At 64.3% G+C, this 24,786-nt stretch carries 25 protein-coding genes; 12 read left to right on the top strand and 13 right to left on the bottom strand.

The genetic code is table 11. The features are described 5' to 3' along the window. Positions 1-186: 186 nt before the first annotated feature. The gene (locus ACFMBG_RS02080; RefSeq protein ID WP_421053064.1) at positions 187-1,047 is read left to right on the top strand and encodes a CobW family GTP-binding protein; all 861 of its coding nucleotides are present in this window, start codon (positions 187-189) and stop codon (positions 1,045-1,047) included. Between the two features lie 72 nt (positions 1,048-1,119). Here ACFMBG_RS02080 and ACFMBG_RS02075 read toward each other — a convergent pair whose 3' ends face one another. From ACFMBG_RS02075 to ACFMBG_RS02050, 6 genes are all read right to left on the bottom strand, one after another. Continuing rightward, positions 1,120-2,799, bottom strand: coding sequence for an ABC transporter permease (locus ACFMBG_RS02075; RefSeq protein ID WP_421053063.1), 1,680 nt, complete (start codon positions 2,797-2,799; stop codon positions 1,120-1,122). A 159-nt stretch (positions 2,800-2,958) separates the two neighbouring features. Further along, complete coding sequence (locus ACFMBG_RS02070) at positions 2,959-4,176, bottom strand: phenylacetate--CoA ligase family protein (RefSeq protein WP_421053062.1); 1,218 nt, start codon at positions 4,174-4,176, stop codon at positions 2,959-2,961. Between the two features lie 17 nt (positions 4,177-4,193). Beyond that, positions 4,194-5,030, bottom strand: a complete 837-nt coding sequence (locus ACFMBG_RS02065; protein ID WP_421053061.1) for an ABC transporter ATP-binding protein — start codon at positions 5,028-5,030, stop codon at positions 4,194-4,196. Between the two features lie 120 nt (positions 5,031-5,150). After that, positions 5,151-6,434 (bottom strand): ABC transporter substrate-binding protein, encoded by a 1,284-nt coding sequence (locus ACFMBG_RS02060; RefSeq protein WP_421053060.1) that lies wholly within the window; start codon positions 6,432-6,434, stop codon positions 5,151-5,153. A gap of 92 nt (positions 6,435-6,526) precedes the next feature. Then, positions 6,527-7,603 carry a branched-chain amino acid ABC transporter permease gene (locus tag ACFMBG_RS02055; RefSeq protein ID WP_421053059.1) on the bottom strand — a complete coding sequence of 359 codons (1,077 nt, stop codon included), beginning with the start codon at positions 7,601-7,603 and terminating at the stop codon, positions 6,527-6,529. 74 nt (positions 7,604-7,677) lie between these two features. Next, positions 7,678-7,941: a hypothetical protein gene (locus tag ACFMBG_RS02050; protein ID WP_421053058.1), complete on the bottom strand. Its 264-nt coding sequence runs from the start codon at positions 7,939-7,941 to the stop codon at positions 7,678-7,680. Between the two features lie 102 nt (positions 7,942-8,043). Between ACFMBG_RS02050 and ACFMBG_RS02045 the strand changes: the two genes are divergently transcribed. Beyond that, the gene (locus tag ACFMBG_RS02045; RefSeq protein WP_421053057.1) at positions 8,044-8,376 is read left to right on the top strand and encodes an SHOCT domain-containing protein; all 333 of its coding nucleotides are present in this window, start codon (positions 8,044-8,046) and stop codon (positions 8,374-8,376) included. 27 nt (positions 8,377-8,403) lie between these two features. On the opposite strand, the gene ACFMBG_RS02040 is transcribed toward ACFMBG_RS02045, so the two are convergent. Next, a complete protein-coding gene (locus ACFMBG_RS02040; protein ID WP_421053056.1) occupies positions 8,404-9,390 on the bottom strand; it encodes a branched-chain amino acid ABC transporter permease in 987 nt (328 codons plus the stop codon). Positions 9,391-9,492: 102 nt separating this feature from the next. Next, a complete protein-coding gene (locus ACFMBG_RS02035) occupies positions 9,493-10,311 on the bottom strand; it encodes an ABC transporter ATP-binding protein (protein WP_421053055.1) in 819 nt (272 codons plus the stop codon). 55 nt (positions 10,312-10,366) lie between these two features. Here ACFMBG_RS02035 and ACFMBG_RS02030 point away from each other — a divergent pair, with 55 nt between their 5' ends. After that, positions 10,367-10,585 (top strand): hypothetical protein, encoded by a 219-nt coding sequence (locus ACFMBG_RS02030; protein WP_421053054.1) that lies wholly within the window; start codon positions 10,367-10,369, stop codon positions 10,583-10,585. A 53-nt stretch (positions 10,586-10,638) separates the two neighbouring features. On the opposite strand, the gene ACFMBG_RS02025 is transcribed toward ACFMBG_RS02030, so the two are convergent. After that, positions 10,639-12,582: an AMP-binding protein gene (locus tag ACFMBG_RS02025; protein ID WP_421053079.1), complete on the bottom strand. Its 1,944-nt coding sequence runs from the start codon at positions 12,580-12,582 to the stop codon at positions 10,639-10,641. Between the two features lie 466 nt (positions 12,583-13,048). On the opposite strand from ACFMBG_RS02025, the gene ACFMBG_RS02020 reads away from it, so the two are divergent. From ACFMBG_RS02020 to ACFMBG_RS02005, 4 genes are read left to right on the top strand one after another with little or no spacing between them, the layout of a single operon-like run. Then, positions 13,049-14,950 (top strand): hybrid sensor histidine kinase/response regulator, encoded by a 1,902-nt coding sequence (locus tag ACFMBG_RS02020; RefSeq protein ID WP_421053053.1) that lies wholly within the window; start codon positions 13,049-13,051, stop codon positions 14,948-14,950. Beyond that, positions 14,947-15,651: a response regulator transcription factor gene (locus ACFMBG_RS02015; protein ID WP_027235691.1), complete on the top strand. Its 705-nt coding sequence runs from the start codon at positions 14,947-14,949 to the stop codon at positions 15,649-15,651. The genes ACFMBG_RS02020 and ACFMBG_RS02015 overlap by 4 nt, the downstream gene beginning before the upstream one ends. Before the next feature lie 51 nt (positions 15,652-15,702). After that, on the top strand, positions 15,703-16,116 hold the full coding sequence (locus ACFMBG_RS02010; RefSeq protein ID WP_421053052.1) for an MAPEG family protein: 414 nt from the start codon (positions 15,703-15,705) through the stop codon (positions 16,114-16,116). A 54-nt stretch (positions 16,117-16,170) separates the two neighbouring features. After that, a complete protein-coding gene (locus tag ACFMBG_RS02005; protein ID WP_421053051.1) occupies positions 16,171-16,398 on the top strand; it encodes a WGR domain-containing protein in 228 nt (75 codons plus the stop codon). 94 nt (positions 16,399-16,492) lie between these two features. Here ACFMBG_RS02005 and ACFMBG_RS02000 read toward each other — a convergent pair whose 3' ends face one another. Further along, the gene (locus ACFMBG_RS02000; RefSeq protein WP_421053050.1) at positions 16,493-17,698 is read right to left on the bottom strand and encodes a hydantoinase/carbamoylase family amidase; all 1,206 of its coding nucleotides are present in this window, start codon (positions 17,696-17,698) and stop codon (positions 16,493-16,495) included. A 145-nt stretch (positions 17,699-17,843) separates the two neighbouring features. Between ACFMBG_RS02000 and ACFMBG_RS01995 the strand changes: the two genes are divergently transcribed. Genes ACFMBG_RS01995 through ACFMBG_RS01975 form a run of 5 tightly spaced genes read left to right on the top strand, consistent with a single transcriptional unit; the run spans position 17,844 to position 21,597 of the window. Next, positions 17,844-18,494: a histidine phosphatase family protein gene (locus ACFMBG_RS01995; RefSeq protein ID WP_421053049.1), complete on the top strand. Its 651-nt coding sequence runs from the start codon at positions 17,844-17,846 to the stop codon at positions 18,492-18,494. A 21-nt stretch (positions 18,495-18,515) separates the two neighbouring features. Next, complete coding sequence (locus tag ACFMBG_RS01990; RefSeq protein WP_421053048.1) at positions 18,516-19,130, top strand: glutathione S-transferase family protein; 615 nt, start codon at positions 18,516-18,518, stop codon at positions 19,128-19,130. Between the two features lie 11 nt (positions 19,131-19,141). Further along, complete coding sequence (locus ACFMBG_RS01985; RefSeq protein ID WP_421053047.1) at positions 19,142-20,194, top strand: saccharopine dehydrogenase; 1,053 nt, start codon at positions 19,142-19,144, stop codon at positions 20,192-20,194. Next, the gene (locus ACFMBG_RS01980; protein WP_421053046.1) at positions 20,191-20,442 is read left to right on the top strand and encodes a SemiSWEET family sugar transporter; all 252 of its coding nucleotides are present in this window, start codon (positions 20,191-20,193) and stop codon (positions 20,440-20,442) included. The genes ACFMBG_RS01985 and ACFMBG_RS01980 overlap by 4 nt, the downstream gene beginning before the upstream one ends. Positions 20,443-20,454: 12 nt before the next feature. Continuing rightward, entirely contained in the window at positions 20,455-21,597 is a 1,143-nt protein-coding gene (locus ACFMBG_RS01975; protein WP_421053045.1) for a saccharopine dehydrogenase family protein, read from the top strand. Positions 21,598-21,687: 90 nt separating this feature from the next. On the opposite strand, the gene ACFMBG_RS01970 is transcribed toward ACFMBG_RS01975, so the two are convergent. From ACFMBG_RS01970 to ACFMBG_RS01960, 3 genes are all read right to left on the bottom strand, one after another. Next, positions 21,688-22,011, bottom strand: coding sequence for a DUF3775 domain-containing protein (locus ACFMBG_RS01970; RefSeq protein ID WP_421053044.1), 324 nt, complete (start codon positions 22,009-22,011; stop codon positions 21,688-21,690). Positions 22,012-22,098: 87 nt separating this feature from the next. Next, positions 22,099-23,400 carry an adenylate/guanylate cyclase domain-containing protein gene (locus tag ACFMBG_RS01965; protein ID WP_421053043.1) on the bottom strand — a complete coding sequence of 434 codons (1,302 nt, stop codon included), beginning with the start codon at positions 23,398-23,400 and terminating at the stop codon, positions 22,099-22,101. After that, on the bottom strand, positions 23,401-24,783 hold the full coding sequence (locus tag ACFMBG_RS01960; protein WP_421053042.1) for a DNA recombination protein RmuC: 1,383 nt from the start codon (positions 24,781-24,783) through the stop codon (positions 23,401-23,403). It lies immediately after the preceding gene. Positions 24,784-24,786: the final 3 nt, after the last annotated feature.

Below are 24,786 nucleotides of genomic sequence, written 5' to 3'. Positions count from 1 at the left end.
GGGCCGCGCTTTTTTGCACCTGTGCGTTTCCCAAATGGCACAGCCGCCGTCAGGATGGCAAAACTTCGACGCATCCCCAGCTTTTCCTAGACCCGATTGCGCCAGGCCCCTATACGTTCGCGCATCTTGAAATTCGGGGGGAAACATGCAGTCGGGAGCACGCCGCGCTCTGGGGGGCCAGAGCTTATGAACCGGTTGCCGGTAACGATTATCAGCGGGTATCTGGGGGCGGGCAAGACCACCCTGATCAACCGGCTGCTGGCCGAGGATCACGGGCTGAAGCTGGCCGTGATCGTGAATGACTTCGGCGCGGTCAATATCGACGACGCGCTGATCCAGAATACAGACGGCGGCAAGATCGCCCTCACCAATGGCTGCGTCTGCTGCACCATGGGCGACGACCTGGCCGCGGCGCTGCGGGAAATACTGAACCGCCCCGAACACCCGGACCATCTGGTGATCGAAGCCAGCGGCATCTCCGATCCGGTTGCCATCGCCAATTCCGTTCTCAATGAAACCGGCCTCAGCTACGGCGGCATCGTCACCCTGGTTGATGCGGGGAATGCGGAAACGCTGCTGAGCGACCCGCTGGTTGCCCCGCAGGCAGAGCAGCAGATCCGCGCCGCGGATCTGGTGATCGCGACCAAATGCGATGAAATCTCCGAAACGCTCGGCGCCACCTTGAAATCGGCCGGCGCCCGCACCCCGACGGTGCTGAACGGCTCTCCCGTGGCGGAACTGCTGTTTGACGTGGTGCCGCTGCCCAAGGGCCGCGCGGTTGCCGCCCACCCCGCCTATGCCACCTGGCAGCACCGCAGCAGCGACGTGCTGGACCGCCGCGCGCTGGGGGACAAGCTGGCAGACCGGCCCGCAGGGCTCTACCGGATGAAGGGCTTCGTGCTGACCACCGGCGGCGCTTATGAGCTGCATGTGGTGGGCCGCCACGTCGAAGCCAAACGCTGCGAGGCGGAGGAAACCGTTCTGGTGGGCCTGGGCCCGGCAGACCGGATTTCCCGTGACGAGATCGAGGCCTGGTGGGCGGCATAAGCCGCCCCTAGCCATCTAACGCGCCAGGAAAATTCGAATTTTCCTGGCAAGAATTTTCCAAAATTCTTGCGCCTAGCGGCGCCGTCCCACCTGGCGGCAGATCAGGATGACCGGCAGCAAGCCAACCGCCATGATCACCAGCGAGGGCACCGCAGCGCCCTCCAGCCGCTCATCCGCCGCCAGCCGGTGCGCCTGCACCGCCAGCGTGTCGAAATTGAAGGGCCGCATGATCAGCGTCGCGGGCAGCTCCTTCATCACATCGACAAAGACAATCAGCAGCGCGGTCAGCAGGCTGGGCGTCAGGATCGGCAGATGCACCCGGCGCAGCATCCCCATCGGCCCCTGCCCCAGTGACCGCGCCGCGGCATCCATATTGGTGTGCATCGTCGCCTGTCCGCCCTCATATGCCCCCAGCGCCGCCGCCATGAACCGCACGCCATAGGCAGCAACCAGCAGCCAGATCGAGCCGGTCACCAACAGCCCGGTGCGGATGCCGAAGGTCTCCCGCATCCAGGCATCCAGCGCATTATCGAACGCCGCGAAGGGCACGATCAGCCCCACCGCGATCACCCCGCCGGGCACCGCATAGCCCAGCCGGGCGAAATAGGCCGCCGCGGAGGACAGCCGCCCGGGCCGCAGGCGCTGGTAAAAGCCGAGGCAGACCGCGGCCGCCACCGTCAGCACCGCCGCCGCCGACGCCAGGATGATCGAATTGCTGGTGAAGCCGATATAGCGGCGGCTGAACAGGTTCTGCTCCGAGTCAAAGCTCATCAGGAACAGCACCGCCACCGGCAGCAGGAAGCCCAGCACCACCGGCACCGCGCAGAAGAACACGGCCACTGCCGCCTTGACGCCGCCCAGCTCCGCCGGCGGCATCTGGGTGTGGTGTTTGCCGGCATGGTGGTACTTCGCCCGCCCGCGGGTGGAGCGCTCGACCACCGCCAGCGTCAGGGCAAAGCCCAAGAGGCACAGTGCCAGCTGCGCCGCGCCGCCCCGGTCGCCCAGAGAGAACCAGCTGGTGTAGATCCCGGTGGCAAAGGTCTGCACCCCGAAATAGGACACCGTGCCGAAATCCGCGATCGTCTCCATCACCGCCAGCAGCACGCCCGAGGCAATGGCCGGGCGCGCCATCGGCAGGCTGACCATCCAGAACGCCTGCCAGGCGTTCTTGCCCAGGGCCCTGGCGGCCAGGAAAGCTCCAGCGCTCTGCTGCATGAACGCCGCCCGCGCCAGCAGGTAGACATAGGGGTACAGCACCAGCACCAGCATCGCCGCCGCCCCGCCGGTGGAGCGGATCTCCGGGAACCAGTAATCCCGCGGCCCCCAGCCCGTCACCTCGCGCAGGGTGGATTGCACGATGCCGGGGTGGTCCAGGATATGGGTGTAGGCATAGGCCAGCACATAGGCCGGGAAGGCCAGCGGCAGCACCAGCGCAATCTCCAGAAACCGGGCACCGGGAAACCGGGTCATCGTCACCAGCCAGGCCGCTCCGGTGCCGATTGCAAAGGTGCCAAGCGCCACCATCGCCACCAGCGCCAGCGTCGTCAGCGTATAGCCCGGCAGCACCGTTTCGGCGAGATGGCTGATCGTCTCCGTGCCGCCGAACGCCGCCGCCAGCGCCACTGCCACCATCGGCAGCAGGCAGGACAGCGCCACCGCCCACGCCAGGACGGCAAAAAGCCCGCCGCCGCTCTTGCCGCCGCGGCGGCGCCCGTGCGGGGCATATTCGATGGGATCATTGGCAGCAGTCATTTGCGGCAGTCAGGGTCCGGATGAAGGTTCACACCGCCCTATTTCGACCATTCCAGTCAGAAATTCCAGCCGGAAAGCGCGGCCCGGGCCATGCCGCCGCCGGAACAGCAAACGGGCGCCTGCATCCGGCGCCCGTTTCAGTCAGCAACTCTGCGCGGCTCAGTCGTAGGTCCGCTGATCCTCGATCACCAGCCCGTCCTTGGGCAGCGCCCCGGGCGCGACCACCTCGACCTTGCCCTTGAGCTTCAGCACCTCGATCACCGAACGCGCATAGGCCGCCTCGTCGCCGCCTGCCGCTTCGATCTGCACGGTCATCGCGTCCATCTCGCCGTCGCGGCTGGCAATCACGCGGGCCTTGACGATCTCGTCATGCTTCTCGACCAGCGCCGCCACCTGCTCGGGGCGCACGAACATGCCCTTGATCTTGGTGGTCTGATCGGCACGGCCCATCCAGCCCTTGATCCGCATGTTGGTGCGGCCGCAGGGCGAAACACCCGGCATCACCGCCGACAGATCGCCGGTGGCAAAGCGGATCAGCGGGTAATCGGGGTTCAGCGTGGTCACCACAACCTCGCCCACCTCGCCCGGCGCCACCGGGTTGCCGGTGCCGGGGGTGACGATCTCGACGATCACATGCTCGTCAACGATCATCCCCTCCATCGCCGGGCTTTCATAGGCGATGTTGCCCAGATCCGCAGTGGCATAGCACTGCAGGCAGGAGATCCCGCGGTCAGCGTATTCCTGGCGCAGGCTCGGGAACAGCGCGCCGCCGCCCACCGCCGCCTTGGAGAATTTCAGCTCCACACCCATCGCATCGGCCTTGTCCAGGATCACCTTCAGGTAATCCGGCGTGCCGGCATAGGCGGTGGCGCCCACGTCGCGCGCAGCAGTCACCTGCAGCTCGGTCTGGCCGGTGCCGGCCGGCAGCACCGCAGCACCAACCGCCCGCGCGCCGTTTTCAAAGATCATGCCGGCGGGCGTCAGGTGGTAGCCAAAGCAGTTCTGCACCACATCGCCCTGGCCGATCCCGGCGGCGTTCAGGAACCGCCCCATCCGCCACCAGTCGCCGTCCACCCCGCCCGGCTCATAAATCGGGCCGGGGCTCTGGAAGATATGGGCAAAGCCATGCGCGGGCTTCACGGTGAAGCCGCCAAAGGGAGGGTTCTCGGCCTGCGCCCGGCTCAGCTCAGATTTGCGCAGCACCGGCAGCTTGGCCAACGCCCCGGCCGAGGCCACCGCGGCCGGGTCCACCCCGTCCAGCAGCGCGGCATAACCGGCTGCACTCTTGGCGCGGGCGATCTGCTGCGGCAGCGCCTTGGCCAGGTCTGCGGCGCGTTCGTCTGCGCTGCGGGTTTCAAGCGTGTCAAAAAAGCTCATCACGTCATCTCCCCGCATCAGCTCAGCCACCTCTTGCGGCGGCGGTAGGACCGCACGTCGCGGAAGCTCTTGCGCCCTTCATCCGACATCCCGAGGTAGAATTCCTTCACATCCGGGTTCTCCCGCAGCTCTGCCGCAGGCCCGTCCATCACCACCCGGCCCGATTCCAGGATATAGCCGTAATGGGCATACCGCAGGGCGACGTTGGTGTTCTGCTCGGCCAGCAGGAAGGTCACGCCCTCCTGCTCGTTGATCGACTTCACGATCTCGAAAATCTGCTCCACCAGCTGCGGCGCCAGCCCCATCGACGGCTCGTCCAGCAGGATGGTTTCCGGCCGCGACATCAGCGCGCGGCCCATCGCCACCATCTGCTGCTCGCCGCCCGAGGTATAACCGGCCTGGCTCTTCCGCCGCTCCTTCAGGCGCGGGAAGTAGTGATAGACCATTTCCAGGTCTTTCTGGACATTCGCGCCGCCGTCCGTGCGGGTATAGGCGCCGGTCAGCAGGTTCTCTTCCACCGTCAGGTGCTCAAAGCAGTGGCGGCCTTCCATCACCTGGATGACGCCCTTCTTCACCAGCTCCGCCGGGTCCTGCTCATGCACATGCTCGCCGCGGTATTTGATCGAGCCCTTGGTGACCTCGCCGCGTTCCGAATGCAGCAGGTTCGATACCGCCTTCAGCGTCGTGGTCTTGCCGGCCCCGTTGCCGCCCAGCAGCGCGGTGATGCCGCCCTTGGGCACATTCAGGCTCACGCCCTTCAGGACGAGGATCACGTGATTGTAGATCACCTCGATATTGTTGACCTCCAGCAGGGTCTCGGCCTGCACCTCGGCGGTGTTCGCTGCATCCAGCATCAAAGCGTGTCCTCATGCCTGTCCCGGACCAGATCCGGGATCCCGTTGAGTGGCGCGGCAGCTTGCCGCCGCGCCGGTTTCTTTCCGGCCCCCAAGACAGCGGGGGCCGGCATGAAGCCCTTATTTGCAACCAGGTTCGATGTTGTTCTCTGCCGCATAAGCAGCCGAGTCTTCCTCGATCAGCTTGCCGATCACTTCGGTATCGGACGGTTTGAAGTCAGAGATCAGCGACCAGGTCTTGCTCTCCGCATCCCACTGGGTCACACCGACCAGGCCGGGGCCGCCGTGGTTTTCGCAGGACACGTTGAAGGCCGGACCGAAGTTGGGCATCCCCAGCGCTTCCATCTTCGCCTCATCGATCACCAGCGCTTCCATGCCGTCGCGCATCATCGCCGGGGTGATATCCGCGGTGCCGTGGATTTCCTGCGCGGTCTTGGCAGCTTCGGCCGCCAGCATCGCCGCGTACATACCGCGGTTATAGAGCACGTTGCCCACCTGATCGCCGGCACCTGCCGCCTTGCCCGCGTCCACGACATATTTCTGGATGTCGTCAAACACCGGGAAGTCGCGGCCCACGTTGTGGAAGGTCACCGCCTTGTAGCCGTTGGCCTTGTCGCCCGCGGGCAGCACGTCATGCTCGGCACCGGACCACCACACGCCGATGAAGTTCTCCATCGGGAAGCGGATGTTGGCAGCTTCCTGGATCGCCACCTGGTTCATCACGCCCCAGCCCCACATCACGACGTTGTCGGGACGGTCGCGGCGGATCTGCAGCCACTGCGATTTCTGCTCCTGGCCGGGATGGTCGACCGGCAGAGCAATCAGCTCAAAGCCGTGCTTCTTGGACAGCTCTTCCAGGGTGCGGATCGGCTCCTTGCCATAGGCGGAGTTGTGATAGATCAGCGCAATCTTCTTGCCGCTGATATCGCCACCATTGGCTTCCAGCAGGTAGTTCACCACGCCCGAGGCGCCGTTCCAGTAGTTGGCCGGGTAGTTGAACACGTGGCTGAACACTTCGCCGTTCGCCGCCGAGGTGCGGCCATAGCCCATGGTGTGCAGCGGGATGTTGTCCGCGGTCACCTTGGGGATCAGCTGATAGGTGATGCCGGTGGACAGCGGCTGATAGATCAGCGCGCCCTGGCCCTTGGTGGACTCGTAGCACTCAACGCCCTTTTCGGTGTTATAGCCGGTCTCGCATTCGATCACCTTGGCCTTGACGCCGCCGATGCCGCCATCGCGCTCGTTCAGCAGGGTGAAGTAGTCGTTGTAGCCGTCGGAGAACGGAATGCCGCCCGCCGCATAGGGCCCGGTCCGGTAGCTGAGGTCCGGGAACACCAGATCCGCCATTGCCGGACCCGCTGCCATCGCGGCGCCGAGCGCCAGTGTGGTCAGTGTCTTTTTCATCGGCTTAAATCCTCCCTTTGGTCTTATCCGATGGTTTCCTTCGGCGGGGGTGGTCTTGGTTTTCTCCCCGCCAGCGTGTCTGCCGCCCCGCGTCAGTGCGGGAAGGGCCAGAGTCTCAGTTTTTCCTTGGCAACCCGCCACAGCTGCGCCATCCCGTGCGGTTCCGCGATCAGGAACACGATGATCAGCGCGCCGACGATCACCAGCTGGAAATGCGCCACGATGTCCGTGGGCCAGTTCAGCAGGTCGACGCCCACCACCTTCAGCACCACCGGCAGCAGCACCAGGAAGGCGGCACCGGCAAAGGAGCCGAAGATCGAGCCCAACCCGCCGAGGATCACCATGAACAGCACCAGGAACGACTTGTTGATGCCAAAGGCCTCGCCGACCTCGACCGCGCCTAGGTAGACCGCAAAGAACAGCGCGCCGGAGATGCCGATGAAGAAGCCGGAGACGGCAAAGGCAGTCAGCTTGGCCTTCAACGGGTTCACCCCGATGATCTCGGCGGCGATGTCCATGTCGCGGATCGCCATCCAGCTGCGGCCCTGGGTGCCGCGGGTCAGGTTGCGGGCAATCAGCGCGCAGACGGTCAGGAAGATCAGGCAGAACAGGTAGGTGGCCCAGGCCGGCGCGTTGGGGCCGGTGATGATGATGCCGAAGGTGTCGCGTTCCGGCGCGTTGATCTGGCCCGAAGCCGAGTAGTTGTAGAACCACGGCACCCGGTTGAACAGCCACACTAGGAAGAACTGCGCCGCCAGCGTTGCCACCGCCAGGTAGAAACCCTTGATGCGCAAGCTGGGCAGGCCGAACAGCACGCAGACCAGCGCGGTGATGCCGCCCGCCAGCAGCACGTGAATGAACATGCTGATTTCCGGGAAGGCGGTCATCAGCTTGTAGCAGGCATAGGCGCCCACCGCCATGAACCCGCCGGTGCCCAGGGACACCTGGCCGCAGTAGCCGACCAGGATGTTCAGCCCGATTGCGGCGATCGAATAGATCAGGAACGGCAGCAGGATCGCGTTCGCCCAGTAATCGTTGATCAGGAACGGGATGATGCCGAACGCCACCGCCAGCACCGCATAGTAGCGGTAGCGGTCGAACTTGATCGGAAAGGTCTGGCTGTCATCGGCATAGGAGACTTTGAAATCCCCGGCTTCACGGTAGAACATGTCTCAGATGCTCCCTTTCTCTTGCAAACGGGACCCGGTCCGGGTGTCTGTCTTGGTTGTTTCAGCGGCGGCACTCATTTGATCTGCCCCCACTGGGCCTGCGCGGCGTCACGCTGCTCGCGCGTCATCCGGTTAGAAGGTTTGGCATAGCCGCTGCGCTCGCTGCCGCGCACCAGCCGCAGATAGGCGATGATGCCGGTGATCAGCCCGGCGGAGGCCAGCAGCGCCGCGGTCACCACCTGGGTCTCGCTGTAGCTTTCCGCCGACAGCGCCAGGTAGCCGAAGGCCCAGAACCCGGCCCAGGCAATGACGTTGATGATGGCGATCACCTTGGTCATGCGGCGCCCCCGCCGTTAACCAGTTTGTCAGATTTCCCGGCTTGGACACATTTTGCCCACTTCTTTGTGAAACCCTGTTTTTGGGTAGAGTGAGTGGAACCAATGACCGTGATTTTCGAGGAAATCCGGCGGCTGGAGGCCGCGCGGAAGAAAGGCGACATATCCGAAGCCGAATTTGCCAAGGCCAAGGGCCGGCTGCTGGAAACGGTGGAAGACGCAACCGTGCTGCCGCCCTTTGAATTCGAACCGCAGCGGCGGCGGGCCTCCAGCAGCGGGCCCGGCCCGTGGGGCACGGTGCTGATCGGGCTGCTGATGGCCGGGCTGCTGACCTTCGCGGCCGGGCAGCTGATCGGCAACATCACCATCGCCTTCACCCTGGTGGCCAGCATCTTTGCCGCCGTCGTCATCGCCGCCTTCCGCCGGCTCGAGGGCTGAGCACGCAGGGAGCAGATCATATGAGCCTCAGACCCGTTCAATGATCTTCTCCCCGAACAGGCCCTGCGGACGGAACACCAGGAACAGCAGCGCCAGCACATAGGCAAACCAGTTCTCGGTGGCGCCGCCGACCATCGGGCCGATGGCAAACTCGAACAGCTTCTCGCCGACACCGATGATCAGGCCGCCGACAATGGCGCCGGGGATCGAGGTGAAGCCGCCCAGCATCAGCACCGGCAGGGCCTTCAGTGCGATCAGCGACAGCGAGAACTGCACGCCGGACTTGGTGCCCCACATGATGCCCGCGACCAGGGCGACGAAGCCTGCAACGGACCACACCAGCACCCAGATGAAGTTCAGCGAGATGCCGACCGACAGCGCCGCCTGGTGGTCATCCGCCACCGCGCGCATCGCCCGGCCCTGCTTGGTGTACTGGCTGAAAGCCACCAGGCCGGCCACCAGCAGCGCCGCGATGACGGTCGCCACGATATCCAGGTTGTCGATAAAGAAGCCGTAGCCGAAGATGTTGAAGGTGACCTCGTCGATCCACAGGTTGATGCCCTGCGGCAGGCCCACGTCCAGCGTCTTGATCTCGGAACCCCACATCAGGTCGGCAACGCCTTCCAGGAAATAGGCAAGCCCGATGGTGGCCATGAACAGGATGATCGGCTCCTGCCCGACCAGATGCTTCATCACCAGCACCTGCACCAGCCAGGCCAGCAGGACCATCACGCCCACGGTCAGGGCAATTGCCACGACGCCCGGGATATTCCAGCCGAAATGGGTGATATGGCCGCCAAAGACCGCGTTGATCAGATGCGAAAACGGCACCTGCCCCTGCATGATCCCCACCAGCGTCATCGCCGCAAACAGCGCCATCACGCCCTGGGCATAGTTGAAGATGCCGGAGGCCTTGTAGATCAGAACGAACCCCAGCGCGACCAGCGCATAGAGCACGCCCGCCATCAGGCCGTTCAGCGTCACTTCCATCGCAAAGACGAGTTGTTCAGGCATTAGAGGCTCTCCTCGGAATTCTGCACTGCGGCGGTGCACAGGGGGTGCACAGGGGGTGTACGGGTGTCACTCTGCCGGAGCCGGGTGTTGCTGCGGTGCAACTCAGTCATGGCTGACCCCCAGATAGGCGTCGATCACATCCTGGTTGTTGCGCACCTCGTCCGGCGTGCCGTCACCGATCTTCTTGCCGTAGTCCATCACCACGACCCGGTCGCTGAGGTCCATCACAACGCCCATGTCGTGCTCGATGAGGGCAATGGTGGTGCCGAATTCGTCGTTCACATCCAGGATGAAGCGGGACATGTCCTCCTTCTCCTCGACGTTCATGCCGGCCATCGGTTCATCCAGCAGCAAGAGCTTCGGCTCCGCCGCCAGCGCACGCGCCAGCTCGACCCGTTTCTTCAGGCCGTAGGGCAGCCGCGCCACCGGGGTCTTGCGGATGTGCTGGATCTCCAGGAAGTCGATGATCCGCTCCACGACCTCGCGGTTCTCAGTCTCTTCCTGCTCCGCCTTGCCCTTCCACAGAGCTTGCGAAAACAGGCCTGTTTTCATGTAGTTGAGCCGCCCGGTCATGACGTTGTCCAGGACGCTCATGCCATCGAACAGGGCAATGTTCTGGAAGGTCCGGGCGATGCCCTGGCGCGCCACTTCATAGGGTTTCATCTGCGGCCGCTTGGAGCCGCGGAACCAGACTTCGCCTTCCTGCGGCACGTAGAAGCCGGAGATCACGTTCAGCATCGAGGACTTGCCGGCGCCGTTGGGGCCGATGATCGCGCGGATCTCGCCCTCGCGGATGTCAAAGGAGATGTCCTTGATCGCCACCACGCCGCCGAACCGCAGGGTGATGTTCTTCATCTCCATCACCACGCCGCCGATGGTGCGGCCGTCTTCGGTGACGTAACTCTCTGAATTGTCAAGCATGACAACCGCCTCCATTCTTTTGCCACATAGAAATTTTAAGATTTTCGTGCGATACTTGTACGAAACGAGCAGCAAGGAGATCGACGTTATGTTCGGCGAACTTGAGCATTCCTGCCTTTTGAAGATGGCACTTGAATGCAAGCAGATGGGCCTCAGCCAATCCGAAAGCCTGGCCTCGATCATTGAGCAGACACACGGGTTCAGTTCCACCTTCAAGATCCAGCAGGTGGTCAACACGGCCTTCAACCCTGACCTGAATCCCGACCTGATCTGAGACCGTTCCGGCCTGCCCGGCACGGGGCGGGGTCATTTCCGGAGACACGTGCATCATTCCGCGGCCACCTTGTGAGCCGCTGCCGGCTGAACTTCGGCATCGACGATGGTCAGCGTCGCCTTGATCGAGCCCTTGCGGCCATCCTCATAGGTCACTTCCGTGACGGTCGAGACCTTCTCCGAACCGTCGTAAAGCGCGGTGATGATATCGTCGAATTTCTCTTCCACGATGCGGCGGCGCACCTTGCGGGTACGGGTCATCTCGCCGTCATCCGCATCCAGTTCCTTGTGCAGCACCACAAAGCGATGGATCTGGCAGCCCGACAGCATCGGGTCTTCCGCGACCGATTTGTTGACTGCCGTCACATGCGAGCGGATGGTTTCCAGAACCTTCGGATGGCCCGCCAGCTCCTGGTAGGAGGCATAGGCGATATTGTTGCGCTCGGCCCAGTTGCCCACCGCCGTCAGGTCGATGTTGATGAAGGCAACACAGCGGTCGCGGCCATTGCCGAACAGCACCGCCTCCAGGATGTCCGGGTAGAATTTCAGCTTGTTTTCCACATACTTGGGCGCAAACATGCTGCCGTCGGCCATCTTGCCCACGTCCTTGGCGCGGTCGATGATCCGCAGGTGGCCGGAGCCTTCCTCGAAGAAGCCGGCATCGCCGGTGGCCACCCAGCCTTCAGCATCCTTGGTGGACGCAGTGGACTCCGGGTTGTTGAAATACTCAACAAAGGTGCCGGGCGAGCGGTAGTGGATCTCGCCGTTCTCGTCGATCTTGATCTCGACCTCCGGCGCCGGCACGCCAACGGTATCGGCACGCACTTCGCCATCCGGCTGCACGGTGATGAACACGGTGGCCTCGGTCTGGCCGTAGAGCTGTTTCAGGTTGATGCCCAGCGAGCGGTAGAAATCGAAGATCTCCGGCCCGATCGCCTCCCCCGCGGTGTAGCCCACGCGGATCCGGCCATAGCCCAGCGTGTCCTTCAGCGGCCCGTAGACCAGAACATTGCCCAGCGCGTATTTCAGGCGGTCCATCATGCCGACGGGCTTGCCGTCCAGAATGCTGCCGCCGACTTTCTTGGCGTGGGCCAGGAAATGGTGGAACATCCTGCGCTTCAGGGTGCTTGCGTCCTCCATCCGGATCATCACGTTGGTCAGCTGACCCTCGAATACCCGCGGCGGCGCAAAGAAATAGGTCGGACCGATCTCGCGCAGGTCGGTCATCATTGTGTCGGCGCTTTCCGGGCAGTTCACGCAGAAGCCGCACCAATAGGACTGCCCCACCGAGAAGATGAAGTCGCCAACCCAGGCCATCGGCAGGTAGGAGAGGATATTCTCGTTCTGGGTCAGCTTGTCGAACTGGGCGGAGTTCTTGGCGCTTTCGATCACGTTGCGGTTCGACAGCACCACGCCCTTGGGCTTGCCGGTGGTGCCCGAGGTGTAGAGCATCACGCAGGTGCTGTCATAATCCAGCTTGCCCTGCCGCTTGTTCAGCTCCCCGATCAGCTCGTCATGGGCCGCCCGGCCCTGATCCTGAATGTGGCTGAACTGGTGCAGCTGGGTGTGGTCGTATTTCCGCATGCCGCGCGGGTCGAGATAGATCATGTGCTCGAACTGATGCAGCTGATCCTGGATCTCGATCACCTTGTCGGCCTGCTCCTGATCGCCCACGATCACGAAGCGCGCGCCGCAATGGCCCAGCACATAGGCCATCTCCTCGGCCACCGCATCCTGGTAGAGCGGCACCGGCACGGCGCCCACCGCCTGCGCGGCGACCATCGACCAGTAGAGATAGGGGCGGTTGCGGCCGATAATGGCGACAAAATCACCCTCATTCACGCCGAGGTTGATCAAACCCAGCGCTAGCGCCTCGATTTCCTTTGCCGCCTCGGCCCAGGTCCAGCATTGCCAAATGCCGAATTCCTTTTCCCGGTAGGCCGGCGCGTCTGCGAATTGCGCCGCATTGCGTTGAAGCAGCGCCGGCAGGGATTGCATCCCCTCGGCGCCCATCTGCATCTGAGCCAACTTTCTTTCCTCCCTTTCCGGCGTTGCTGCCGGACCGACCGCCGTCCGCGGTTCTGGCCCCGATTAGGGACAGCCACATGCTAGCCCGTCAACTTTTTCCTGAAGTTTTCCCAAATCTTACGAATTGTAACAACCATCTTCCCCTTGTTTTATAGGCTGTTACGCAAGGCGCGGCGGCGCCCTTTGTGGCGAATCCTGCCTGCCGTACGGCGGCACCGGCGGAAACTGCGCGGGATGCGCACGGATTGGCGGATCCACGAATCAACTTCTCCGCGCTTCTTTGCGAAATGCGAATCTGCAGGGGCAACAGCAGCGGTCAGCCCCCGGCAATCAGGAGGCGACTGCCGCCCCGCCAGAGCGGCACAGTTCGTGCCCGCGGCCGAATGGCAATTTGCCCCTGTTCCGCTGCGGTGTTAGCCATGGTCCGGGGAGAGCCATGAACCGGACAAGCAAGCAGCACGCCGCCATGACCACCGCCGGGCTGAACCTGATCGCCCAGGCGCTGTCGATCTATGACAATGATTTGCGGCTGGCCGTGTGCAACCGCCGCTTTCAGGAAATGTTCAATCTGCCGGACCGCTTGACGCAGCCCGGCGCGTCCTTTGCCGAGACGATCCGCTTTCTGGCTGAAAACGGCGAATATGCCCCGGAAACGGATATCGAAGAAATCGTGCGGACCCGGGTCGAGCAGGCGCTGGACTTCGTCGCCCATTACCTGGAGCGTGAGCGCCCCAACGGGCAAATGATTTCAATCGAAGGCTCGCCGCTGCCGCAGGGCGGATGGGTCACCGTCTACACCGACATCACCCGCACCAAACGGGCGGAGCAGCTGTTGCGGGCCCGTTCGGAAGAACTGTCCGAAAAGCTGATCGCCTACACCGAGGAGCTCTCCGCGGCCAACCGCCAGCTGGAGGCCACCAATACAGCGCTGGAAGAGGCCAAGCGGCAGCTGACCGAGATCGAGGGCCGCACCCGGCTGACCACCGAGATGATGCCCGCCCATATCGCTCATGTGGATGCGGACGGCTATTACACCTACACCAACCGCCGCCTCAGCTCGGTCTTTCCCAGCCGCCCGTCGGACATTCTGGGCATGCATATCTCGGACGCGCTGGGGCCTGACGCCTTTGAGCGGATCGAGCCGCATCTGCTGGCCGCCTACAAGGGCGGCAGCCCGGTGTTCGAGTTCACCGAAAGCCACGGCAGCCGCCGCATCCGGGTGGCCTTTACCCCCGACCAGCAGGGCGGTGTCTATATCCTGTCGATGGACGTGACCGAGGAAACCCAGGCACGCGTTGCCCTGCAGCAGGCCCGCCGCCGCGAGATGGCGGCGCAGATGACCAGCGGCCTGGCGCATGATTTCTCCAACCTGCTGACCATCATCCTCGGCATGCAAGGCAAGCTGGAAAAGATGGGGCTGAGCGGCGAGGCCGCGGAAATGGTCCAGGGCACGCTGTCCGCTGCGCGGCGCGGCGGGCGGCTGCTGAACCGGATTGCCGAAATGACCGGCCAGCGCACCCTGCGCCCGCAGGCCACCGACATGCACGACCTGCTGGGCGAGCTGAAGATCCTCGCCTCCCCGTCGCTGCCGCAAGGCGTGGGGCTCAGCATCCTCGACAATATGCCCGACCAGGTGCTGCTGCTGGACAGCGGCAAGCTGCAGGATGCCCTGCTGAACCTGATCCTGAATGCCCGCGATGCCTGCGGCACCTCCGGCCAGATCACCGTCAGCGCCCATGCGGTCGGGCAGACCTGGGTCGAGATATCCGTCACCGATACCGGCCCCGGCTTCTCTGCCGAGGCGCTGGAGAAGGCCCTGAACCCGTTTTTCACCACCAAAGGCAGCGAGGGTTCAGGTCTGGGCTTGCCGATGGTCTATGACATGGCCAAGCTTGCGGGCGGCGACATGCGCCTTGGCAACACCCAGACCGGCGCCTCCGTCACCCTGCGGCTGCCCTACCGCCAGGCCCCGGACGCCAAGGGCGGCATGGCGCTTTTGGTGGAGGACAGCGAAGAGCTGCGCGCCACCTTCCGCGACATGCTGATCGACCTCGGCTATTCGGTGATCGAGGCGGCCAGCGTCGACGAGGCCAGCGCGCTGACCGCCGATCTGCCGGACATCGCGCTGGTGCTTTCGGACATCAAGCTGGAGGGCACCGCCACCGGCATCGACCTGGCCGCCCGGCTCGACGGCTCCGGCCTGCCCTGCATTCTGATGACCTCGCTGCCAGTCAGCGACCCGCTGTTCCGCAAGGCATTGAAATGCGGGCCGGTTTTGCGCAAACCTTTCACCACCAACCAGCTGTCCGAATTGATCGCACCGGAGCCCGCCGCATGACATCGCCCCTGGTCACCATCCTGGATGACGAGCCGGAAATCCGCCGGATCCTGACCGAAACGCTGGAGGACGCGGGCTTCCGCACCCAGAGCTTTGCCCGTGCGCGCGAATTCGAAGCGGCGCTGAACCGGGTGACGCCCGATGTCTGCCTGGTCGACCTGTCGCTGCCCGACACCGACGGCTTGGCGCTGGTGCACCGGCTGGCGCTGGAACAGGGGGCTGCGGTCATCATCATCTCCGGCCGCGCCCAGGTGCAGGACCGGGTGACCGGGCTGGAACTCGGGGCGGATGACTACATCACCAAACCATTTGATCCGGCCGAGGTGGTGGCCCGGGTCCGGGCCCGGCTGCGCAGCGGCCCGCGCACCGCGGCCCCAGCCAGCGAGACCGCCCGGTTTTCCGGCTGGACCGCCCATTTCGACCGCTACGTGCTGGAGGATGATACCGGCGCCGAGACCCCCTTTTCCCATGCCGAGGGCGAGGTTCTGCGGCTGTTCCTGGACAGTCCCAAGCGGCTGATCTCCCGCGCCCAGATGCAGGAGGCGCTTGGCGGTGCAGCCGGGGAAAGCTTCGACCGGGCGATGGATGTGCGCATCTCGCGTCTGCGCACCAAGCTGCGCGAGGACCCCAAGAACCCGCGGCTGATCAAGACGATCTATGGCGCGGGTTACATCTTTTTGGGCGATGTGGACTGGGTCTGACCGCGCAAAAGTAGAAAAGCTGCCTGAAAACACTACGCTTTCTCCTGTCAGATGGAGGAACGCGCAATGACGCAGCTGCAGTATTTCACCGCCTTGTCGGGGCTATGGGTGGCGGTGGCCTGGGTGCCCTATATTCTCGACCGGATCTTTGTCCGCGGCCTGATGGGGGCGCTCGCCAATCCCAGCCCCGACGACAAACCTCAGTCGCCCTGGGCCCAGCGCGCGCACCGGGCGCATATCGTCGGCGTCGAGCTGTTTGCCGCCTTTGCACCGCTCGCCATCCTCGCCGCGCTGGTGATGCCCGCCGAAGACCATCCCGGCACCTTGGGAGCCACTTTCTTTTTCGGCATGGTGGCGCATTACGTGATCTATTCCGTAGGCCTTCCGGTCCTGCGCACCGCCGCTTTTGCGTTGGCCGCGCTCTCTTCGCTGCTCTTGGGCCTGACGCTTCTGGGCACGGCATAAGGCTGCCCGCACTGGCCTCTTGCCCGGGCAAATCGCTGCGCGTAGACTCATCGCATGGCCACCTGTCTGCTCTACCGCCAAGCCCCCTCGCGCCCGTCGCGGTTCTACCGCATCGAGCTGGCGATGAACCTGTTTTCCGAGGTCTCCGTGCTGCGTGAATGGGGCGTGGCCGGCAGCAACGGGCAAAGCGTGATCAACATCTACGGCAACCTGCGCGAGGCCTCGCTGGCCGCCGACAAGCACCGCAACCGGATGCTGAAACGCGGCTACGGACGGGCCTGAGCTGCGCCGCGCCAGCGGCGCCCGGCCCAACTGTGACGGGCATTCTTCGAATGTCCGGGAACAGGCGGGAGCGCCCTGTCCCTGTTGCGTGCCGTCAAGGTCTTGCCGCCAGTGCCCGCGCCGCACGGTCCAGCACCTGCAAGCCCAGCACCAGATCCGCCTCGTCCGTATCCTCGTCAAAGGCATGGCTGATGCCGCCGATCGAGGGCACGAACAGCATCCCCGCAGGCATCACCGTGGCTAGATTGGCCGCATCATGCAGCGCACCGGAGGGCATCTTCTGCCACTTCCCGGGAGCGAGCGCCTCTGCCGCGTTGGCCAGTTCCGCCTGAAACCGCGCATCCATCGCCGCCGGCTCGATCCCCATCACCGGACCAAGCGCCGCGGTGACGCCGTGGGCATCCGAGATTTCCTGCGCGGTATCCTTGATCAGCGTTTCCATCCGTGCCAGCCGGTCTGCATCCGCATCGCGCCATTGCATGGAGAACTCCACCCGCCCCGGCACCACCGAAGAAGCATTCGGATGCAGCGCCACATGGCCGATGGTCCAGACCGTGGCGGGTGTCACCACATTGGCAAAACGGCTGTTTAGAGCCGCATTGAAGGCAGACAGCGCCTGAAACGCATCCCGGCGCAGGTGCATCGGCGTGGTGCCCGCATGGTTCTGGCGGCCTTCGAAGGTGATCCGCATGTCGCGGATGCCGACAATATCCGTCACCACCCCAAGCCCAAGCCCGGTTTCCTCCAGATAAGGCCCTTGCTCGATATGCATTTCCAGAAAGCCGCTGAACAGCTCGTGCGGCAGGAAATCACCGGCCAGATCCGCCATCTGCGCCCGCATGTCCGCTAGGGTATTGCCACCATTGTCAGTGAACCCGTCCGCCTCCTCCAGCGCCAGCTTGCCGGTCCAGACATCCGAGCCGGTCAGCACACCGAACCGCCCCTCCTCATCCTGGAAGCTGACGCAGGAAATGGGCGGCCCGCCTGCTTCCCTGGCCGCGCGGGCAACCTCCAGCCCGGCAACCACGCCGAGCGCCCCGTCCAGCCAGCCGCCCTCGGGCTGGCTGTCGCTGTGCGAGCCCACCAGCAGGCTCTTCTCCCCGGCCAGGCCGAAGAGATTGCCGAGAGGGTCGAAATGCGGCTCTAAACCGGCCTCTTTCATCCGTTCCGCCAGCCATTTGCGCGCGCCAATGTCGGCCCCGGAATAGGCCTGCCGCACCACCCCCTTGCCCACGCCCGACGCACCAAAGCTGCGCAAGGTATGCAGATCATCTAGAAAACGCTGAGGATTGAGGGGCATGACATCTCTCCAGGCTGACAGGCCCACAGTGCGCCAAGTTTTTGCCGCTCTCAATGGAATTGAAGGGACCTGCGCCCAAACCCTCTCTTCCCTCTGCCCGGAACCTCCCCTAAGACTTCCCCGGTAACAACGGAGCCGCCCGCCTATGTCCCACATCACGCTGATCCGCCACGGCCAGGCCAATACCAGCGCCCGTGACGAGGTAAGTTATGACCGGCTGAGCGACCTGGGCCACCAGCAGGCGGTCTGGCTGGGGGAGCATCTGCGCAACAGCGGCAACCATCATCCCCGCGTCTATTGCGGCACCCTGACCCGGCATATCGAGACCGCCGCCTCGATGGGATACGCAGACGCGGTGCAGGACGCGCGCCTCAACGAGATGGAGTATTTCACCCTGGCTGAGGCGATGCGCGATCAGCACGGGCTGCCGATCCCGGAAGAGCGCGAGGGCTTTGTCGACCACTTGCCCAGGGTCTTTGACGCCTGGGCAACAGGCGAAATTGCGGAGCCTTACGAAAGCTGGTCGCAATTCGAGACCCGGACCCGGCAGGCGCTGGAGGAAATCGCCGCAGGCGACGGCCCGGCGCTGGTGATCACATCTGGCGGTTTGATCTCCATGGCGCTGCGGCAGGCGATGGGGCTGGACACCACGGGCATGGCGCGGATTGCACTGGCGATCATGAACACCTCCATGCACCGGCTGTTCCCCATTGGCGGCCACTGGAGCCCGGTTCTGTTCAACGCAGTGCCGCATCTGGAAGCGCCGGACCGGCATTTTGCCCAGACACATTTCTGACGTCCGATCGGGAGGAAGACCATGCAGCTCTATTACGCCCCCAACACCATTTCGGTGGCCGTGGCCATCGCATTGGAAGAGGCCGGGATAGACTATGAGGCGGTGAAAATCGACTTTGCCGCCAAGGAACAGACCGGCGCGGCCTATGCCCAGATCAATCCCAAGGGCCGGGTGCCCGCGCTGGCGGTCGAGGGCGGCATCCTGACCGAGACCGGAGCGCTCCTGGAATACATCGCCGATATGGCGCCAGACGCAGGTCTGCGCCCGCAAGAACCGGTGCAGCTGGCCCGGATGCGCGAGGTGATGTTTTATCTCGCCTCCACCATGCATGTGAACCACGCCCATATGCGCCGCGGCCACCGCTGGGCCAAGGAACGCTCCAGCTGGAAAGACATGCAGAAAATGGTGCCGCAGACCATGGCAGCCTCCTGCGGCTACATCAGCCAGTCCGGGCTGCGCGGGCCGTTTGTGCTGGGCGGCGAGGTCAGCCTCGCCGACTGCTACCTGTATGTGGTCTGCACCTGGCTCGAAGGCGACGGGGTGAACGTGGCGGACTTCCCAAAAATCCAGAACTTCATGACGGCAATGGAACAGCGCGAGTCGATCCGCTCGGTCTATGCCAAGGGAATGCTTTGAAGGACATGACAATGACGCATCTGTGGGTACGGGCCGAACAGCGCCCCAACGAAGAGCGGGTCGGCCTGACCCCCGAAGGCGCCAAGGCACTGCTGGCAGGCGGCATCAAGGTCACGGTGGAGGAAAGCTCGGTGCGGGCAATCCCGCTGCAGGGCTACATTGACGCGGGCTGCGAGATTGCGCCGGAGAACTCCTGGCCCGACGCGCCTGCGGACGCGATCATCTTCGGCCTGAAGGAACTGCCCGAAAACGGCACGCCGCTGCCGCACCGCCACATCATGTTCGGTCATGCCTTCAAGGGCCAGCATTCCGGCAAAGCGCTGCTGGAACGGTTCAAGGCCGGCGGCGGCACGCTTTATGATCTCGAGTATCTGGTCGACGAGAGCGGCCGCCGGGTCGCCGCCTTTGGCTACTGGGCAGGCTATGCCGGCGCCGCAGTGACCCTGAAATCCTGGGCGGCCCAGCAGCGCGGCGAACTGTGCGGGCCGGTTGGTGTCTATCCCGGCAAGGACGCGCTGCTGTCAGATCTGGGCGCAGAGCTGGACGCGCTGAACAGGGACCGTCCCACGGCCATCGTAATCGGCGCGCTTGGCCGTGTCGGCACCGGTGCTGCCGACCTCTGCGAAGCGATGGGCGTCGCCGTCACCAAGTGGGACATGGCCGAGACTGCCCACGGCGGCCCCTTCCCGGAGATCCTGGACCATGACCTGTTCCTGAACTGCATCTTCGCGCGCCCGGGCACTCCGGTCTTTGTTCCCCGTGAAGCATTGAGCGCGGACCGCAAGCTCACTGCCATCGGTGATGTCGCCTGCGACCCCGACAGCGACTATAACCCGGTGCCGGTCTATGACCGCGCCACCACCTGGGAGGCCCCCGCGCTGCGCGTCGCCGAAAACCCGGTGCTGGACGTTATGGCGATCGACAACCTGCCGTCGATGCTGCCGGTGGAAAGCTCGGAAGACTACGCCGCCCAGCTTCTGCCCTCGCTGCAGGCGCTGACGGATCTGGAGAGCGGTGTCTGGGGCCGGGCCAAGGCCACATTCCTGGAGCATCTGCCCAAATGATCGCGCCTTACGTCGGCTATCTGGCGGCCATTCTCGGAACCGTCTGCTGGATTCCCCAGGCCTGGAAGGCCTGGGCCTCCCGCGACACCTCCGGCCTGTCGCTGCCCTCGAACCTGATGTTCCTGGCGACGGTTTCGCTGTGGCTGGCATATGGGGTGATGGTCGGCGACTGGCCTCTGATCCTGGCCAATATCTGCGCCGTGAGTGCCGTTCTGGTAATCGTCGCGGCCAAACTGAAATTCGGATAAGGGAGAACTCTCATGACTATTCACTGGTGCGGCACCGGCCTGTCGGCAATCCCCGGCCTGCGCCGCCTGCTGGAAGCGGGCCATGACGTGGCTGTCTGGAACCGGACCACCGACAAGGCGCGCGAGGCGGTTGGCGATCTGACCACCAACATCCACGCCTTCAGCATCGCCAACCTGGGCCAGATGCTGAGCCCCAAGGACGTGATCGTCTCGATGCTGCCCGGCGATTGGCACGTGCCGCTGGCCGAACTGGCGATCGAACGCGGCGCGCATTTCGTCTCCTCCTCCTACATCGCGCCGGAGATGCGCGCGCTGGACCAGAAGGCCAAGGACGCCGGCGTCTGCCTGATCAACGAGGTGGGACTGGACCCGGGTATCGACCACCTGATGGCCCATGCGCTGGTGGCGGACTACAAGGCCTCCGCCGCCTTTGACCCCGAAAACGAGATCAGCTTCATCTCCTACTGCGGCGGCATCCCCAAGACCCCGAACCCGTTCCGCTACAAGTTCAGCTGGTCGCCGCTGGGCGTTTTGAAGGCGCTGCGCTCGCCCTCCAAGTCGATCCGCGACTTCAAGGAGCTGGACGTTGCCCGCCCCTGGGATGCGATCTCCTCCTATGAGGCGCCGCTGCCCGAACCGGAAAGCTTCGAGGTCTACCCGAACCGCGACTCGATCCCCTTCATGGCGCAGTATGAGTTCGGCACAGACTGGAAAGTGAAGGAATTCGTCCGCGGCACCCTGCGCCTCAATGGCTGGGCAGACGCCTGGGCGGATGTGTTCAAGGAGGTCGAGACCCTCTCCGGCCCCGAAGGCGACGCCCGTCTCAAGGAGATGTCGGACCAGTTCTGGGCCGACAACGCCTATGACGAGGGCGAGCCGGACCGGGTTGTCCTCTGCGTGGGCCTGAAGGCCGAGAAAGACGGCGCCGAGGTCTGGCACAAGACCTATGTGATGGACGCCTGGGGCGATGAGCGCGGCACCGCGATGGCGCGCCTGGTGTCCTACCCGGTCTCCTTCGCCATCGAGGCCGCCATGAACGGCAAGATCGCCGCCGGGGTTCACGCGGCGCCCAGCGATCCGGCTCTGGTGGAGAAATGGATGGGTGAAATCGGCAAGCTGGCGCAGCACCTCGAGGTTGTTGACAGCAAGGGCTGATCCACTGAAGGAAAACAACAGGGCGCCGGCAACACGGCGCCCTTCTTCTTTGCGAACACAAGGTATCCTGACAGCTTTGAAAACCTGGGCTCAGCGGCCGATCACATCGTCCTCGACGTCATGCACGTCGATGCCCAGCGCCTCCAGCCCGGCTTCCAGGTTATCGGCCAGATGCGGGGTGCCGATCAGGTAATCCGCGGTCGGGGTGGTCGCTTCCTGGCGGGCTGTATAGATCGCATCCCCCAGCTCTTCGGCTTCGAAGCTGCCGCGGCCGACCCACATGATGGCAACCAGCTCCGCCTGCTGGTCCTCGCTCATCCGGTCAATGAAGGCGCGCAGCTCGCCCTCCGCGCGGCCCAGTTCCCGGGCCATCATCGCCACCTGCGCCACTTTGCGGACTGAGATCTCCAGCATTGCTCCACTCCTTCTGTTCGCTGCCTCAGCATATCAAACCGCGGGCGAAACGCCTAAGTCTTTGATCTGGGGCAAATGGAGCGGCGGTCAGCCTTGCGCCTTGCCGAAGAGCGCGAGCCCCTTGCTGCGCCCGCGCAAGACCGCCGGCGGCAGCGCAGTCCAGCCGTTGCGCGCGGGCTCCGCCCCGGCTTTCTTCAGCAGCGTCTCAGAGGCAATCAGCGCCATGCCATGCTCCTTGGTCAGCTGCTCAAGACGCGCCGCGGTGTTCACGGTGTCGCCAAATACGGAGTATTCCAGCCGCTGCGGCGTGCCGGTCACGCCTGAGAAGACCTCACCCCAGTGCACCCCGATCCCGGCAGCCAGCCCGGCGTCGCCCGCCTGCTCCCGCATCCGGCACCATGCGGACACTTCTTCCAGCAGGCCCTCGGCGCAGTCCAGCGCCCGGACCGCCGCCCGCTCCCCCTCAAACAGGATCATCGCCGTGTCACCGATGTATTTGTCGATCAGCCCGCTGGTCCGGCCTGCCACGTCCTCCACCCGGGCGCGGAATTCCGTAATCAGGCTGCTGACCTCCTGCGGTTCGCGGCCCTCGCACCAGCTGGTAAAGCCGCGGATGTCGATGAACAGGATAGCCATCTGCTGCTGGCGGCCCTCCTGCAGCGCTTCCAGCCCGCCTCCTGCCAGCCGCCCCGCCAGCTGGGCCGGCAGGTAGCGGGTCAGGTTTGCCTTTTGACGCGCCTCTTCCAATGAACGGTGCAGCAGGCTGCGCATCCGCACCGCAGCCACCACCAGAACTGCGCCTGCCAGGCACAGCATCACCAGGCGCATGAAGTTCGGCGGCGCATCCAGGGTCAGCCTGATCCGCTCAACCAGATCCGGCGCGGCTTCAGGCGGCTGCCACAGGATCATCCAGCCAAACCCGGCTGCTATCAGCACCAGCATCACCGCAAGCCGCAAAGGGCTGAGCCTCAGCACTCCGAAGGCCAGCACAACCGGCGCCATCCACACAGCTGGCATCGCAAAGACCGCACCGCCGGGCACACCGGTGTTCACCAGAGACAGAAAGGTGTTCAACAGAAGAAAGGAGCAGTCCGCCAAAACCGCCAGCCAGATCATCCAAGGCTGGAACAGCCCCCTGCCAATCGCCCAATAGATCAGAACACCAACGGTCAGGTAAGAAAGCATGGTGCCTATTGCCAGCCCGATCTGGCGCCGCAAGTGCGGCTCATCCACCACCCGCACGGAATCAAGGGCCAGCACCATCGCCAGCATCAGGCCCAGTGCCACCGCGATCCGCAGAAGCGCGACGATACGCTCTGCCTCAACCTCCGCAGCCCGCAGCGCTGCCTCTCCTGCAGCTCCTGCACGCAATGCCGGCGGCAGCCGCATCTACTCCTCCGCCAGAAGCGCCACCTGGCGCGGCTCGACTTCCACTTGACCGGGATCTTCAAGCTCCGCCCCGTTTGCCACCACGCCCATCGCTTCAAACCGGCGGGCGGACGGCAGCACCCGGGCTTCCAGCGAACCCACCGCCTTGTTGTAGTTGTTCACCGAGGAGGACAGCGACCGCCCGACCGAGGCCAGGTTCTTGGAAAAGGTCGCCAGCCGGTCATAAAGCTCCTTGGCGGTCTTCTGCACCTCGACCGCGTTCTCCGCCATCTTCTCCTGCTGCCAGCCGTAGGCAATCGACTTGACCAAGGCCATCAGCGTGGTTGGCGTTGCGATCAAAACCTTGTTTTCGAATGCGTATTCGATCAGCCCCGGGTCCGCTTCCGCCGCGGCGGAGACAAAAGTCTCGCCTGGGATGAACATCACCACGAAATCCGGCGTCTCCCCCAAGGCGCTTTGGTAGGATTTCGAGGCCAGCTGCCGGACATGGGTCTTCACATGGTTCGCATGGCGGGCCAGCGCTGCCTGCTGCTGATCCGGCGTCTCCGCCTCCAGCGCGTCCAGATAGGCTTCCAGCGGAGTCTTGGCGTCCACCACGATGCTCTTGCCGCCGGGAATGCGCACCACCGCGTCAGGCCGGCGCAGGCCCTCATCGGTGCCGACGCTTTTCTCCAGCTCGTAATCCACATGCTCGGCCATGCCGGCCATCTCGAACACCTGGCGCAGCTGCATCTCGCCCCAGCGGCCACGGGTCTTCGGTGCGCGCAAGGCTTGAACCAGCTTGCGGGTCTCGCCGCCCAGCGCCGCCTGGCCCTCGGCCAGGTGCTTCACCTGCGCCTTGATCGCGCCATAGGCCTCATTGCGGGCCTGCTCGATCTCCTTGATCCGCTCGCCGAACTGTCCCAGCTTCTGATCCAGCGGCTTCACTAGGCTCTCAATCGCCGCGTGGCGCTTGGCCAGATCCGCATCCGCTGTCTTGCTGTGCGCCTGGAACCGCTCGCTGACCAGGCTCAGGAAGCTTTCGGAGTTCTGTTTCAGTACGCCATTGGCCAGTGCGGCAAACTTGTGCTCCATCTGCTGGTTCATGTGGTGAAGCTCTTCCAGCCGCGCCGCATGCTCCGCCTTCAGCGCCTGCACCTGCGCCTCGGCCTGATAGCGCGCGGTGCGCTCGTTCTCGCTGGTGCGGCGCAGGGTGGCCAGTTCATCCGTCAGTTCCGGCAGCCGCGCCACCTCAGCCTGCAAGCCCGCGTTATGGCTGCGCAGATCAGCGTTGAGCTGCTCCATACGCCTTGCATGGCCGCGCAGACGCAACGCCGCCAAGGCCAAAAGCGCCGCCAGCCCGGCCAGCGCGTAGATTGCCCATTGGGCCTGTTCCAATGTCACTGC

The sequence above is a fragment of the Leisingera coralii genome (assembly GCF_049056525.1).
GTDB classification, from domain to species: Bacteria; Pseudomonadota; Alphaproteobacteria; order Rhodobacterales; family Rhodobacteraceae; genus Leisingera; species Leisingera coralii.
The sequence above is the reverse complement of the archived record's forward strand: the minus strand, read 5'-3'. Positions and strand labels throughout refer to the sequence as shown.

Excerpts from the sequence above, each read along its gene's own strand:
- ACFMBG_RS02035 (WP_421053055.1), bottom strand. The coding sequence starts at position 10,311 with ATGCTTGACAATTCAGAGAGTTACGTCACCGAAGACGGCCGCACCATC.
- ACFMBG_RS02055 (WP_421053059.1), bottom strand. The coding sequence starts at position 7,603 with ATGTTCTACCGTGAAGCCGGGGATTTCAAAGTCTCCTATGCCGATGAC.
- ACFMBG_RS02020 (WP_421053053.1), top strand. The coding sequence starts at position 13,049 with ATGAACCGGACAAGCAAGCAGCACGCCGCCATGACCACCGCCGGGCTG.
- ACFMBG_RS02040 (WP_421053056.1), bottom strand. The coding sequence starts at position 9,390 with ATGCCTGAACAACTCGTCTTTGCGATGGAAGTGACGCTGAACGGCCTG.
- ACFMBG_RS01985 (WP_421053047.1), top strand. The coding sequence starts at position 19,142 with ATGACGCATCTGTGGGTACGGGCCGAACAGCGCCCCAACGAAGAGCGG.
- ACFMBG_RS02000 (WP_421053050.1), bottom strand. The coding sequence starts at position 17,698 with ATGCCCCTCAATCCTCAGCGTTTTCTAGATGATCTGCATACCTTGCGC.
- ACFMBG_RS01990 (WP_421053048.1), top strand. The coding sequence starts at position 18,516 with ATGCAGCTCTATTACGCCCCCAACACCATTTCGGTGGCCGTGGCCATC.
- ACFMBG_RS02025 (WP_421053079.1), bottom strand. The coding sequence starts at position 12,582 with ATGCAATCCCTGCCGGCGCTGCTTCAACGCAATGCGGCGCAATTCGCA.
- ACFMBG_RS02015 (WP_027235691.1), top strand. The coding sequence starts at position 14,947 with ATGACATCGCCCCTGGTCACCATCCTGGATGACGAGCCGGAAATCCGC.
- ACFMBG_RS02010 (WP_421053052.1), top strand. The coding sequence starts at position 15,703 with ATGGAGGAACGCGCAATGACGCAGCTGCAGTATTTCACCGCCTTGTCG.
- ACFMBG_RS01970 (WP_421053044.1), bottom strand. The coding sequence starts at position 22,011 with ATGCTGGAGATCTCAGTCCGCAAAGTGGCGCAGGTGGCGATGATGGCC.
- ACFMBG_RS01975 (WP_421053045.1), top strand. The coding sequence starts at position 20,455 with ATGACTATTCACTGGTGCGGCACCGGCCTGTCGGCAATCCCCGGCCTG.
- ACFMBG_RS02060 (WP_421053060.1), bottom strand. The coding sequence starts at position 6,434 with ATGAAAAAGACACTGACCACACTGGCGCTCGGCGCCGCGATGGCAGCG.
- ACFMBG_RS02065 (WP_421053061.1), bottom strand. The coding sequence starts at position 5,030 with ATGCTGGATGCAGCGAACACCGCCGAGGTGCAGGCCGAGACCCTGCTG.
- ACFMBG_RS02070 (WP_421053062.1), bottom strand. The coding sequence starts at position 4,176 with ATGAGCTTTTTTGACACGCTTGAAACCCGCAGCGCAGACGAACGCGCC.
- ACFMBG_RS01965 (WP_421053043.1), bottom strand. The coding sequence starts at position 23,400 with ATGCGGCTGCCGCCGGCATTGCGTGCAGGAGCTGCAGGAGAGGCAGCG.
- ACFMBG_RS02075 (WP_421053063.1), bottom strand. The coding sequence starts at position 2,799 with ATGACTGCTGCCAATGATCCCATCGAATATGCCCCGCACGGGCGCCGC.
- ACFMBG_RS02080 (WP_421053064.1), top strand. The coding sequence starts at position 187 with ATGAACCGGTTGCCGGTAACGATTATCAGCGGGTATCTGGGGGCGGGC.
- ACFMBG_RS02050 (WP_421053058.1), bottom strand. The coding sequence starts at position 7,941 with ATGACCAAGGTGATCGCCATCATCAACGTCATTGCCTGGGCCGGGTTC.
- ACFMBG_RS02045 (WP_421053057.1), top strand. The coding sequence starts at position 8,044 with ATGACCGTGATTTTCGAGGAAATCCGGCGGCTGGAGGCCGCGCGGAAG.
- ACFMBG_RS02005 (WP_421053051.1), top strand. The coding sequence starts at position 16,171 with ATGGCCACCTGTCTGCTCTACCGCCAAGCCCCCTCGCGCCCGTCGCGG.
- ACFMBG_RS01980 (WP_421053046.1), top strand. The coding sequence starts at position 20,191 with ATGATCGCGCCTTACGTCGGCTATCTGGCGGCCATTCTCGGAACCGTC.
- ACFMBG_RS01995 (WP_421053049.1), top strand. The coding sequence starts at position 17,844 with ATGTCCCACATCACGCTGATCCGCCACGGCCAGGCCAATACCAGCGCC.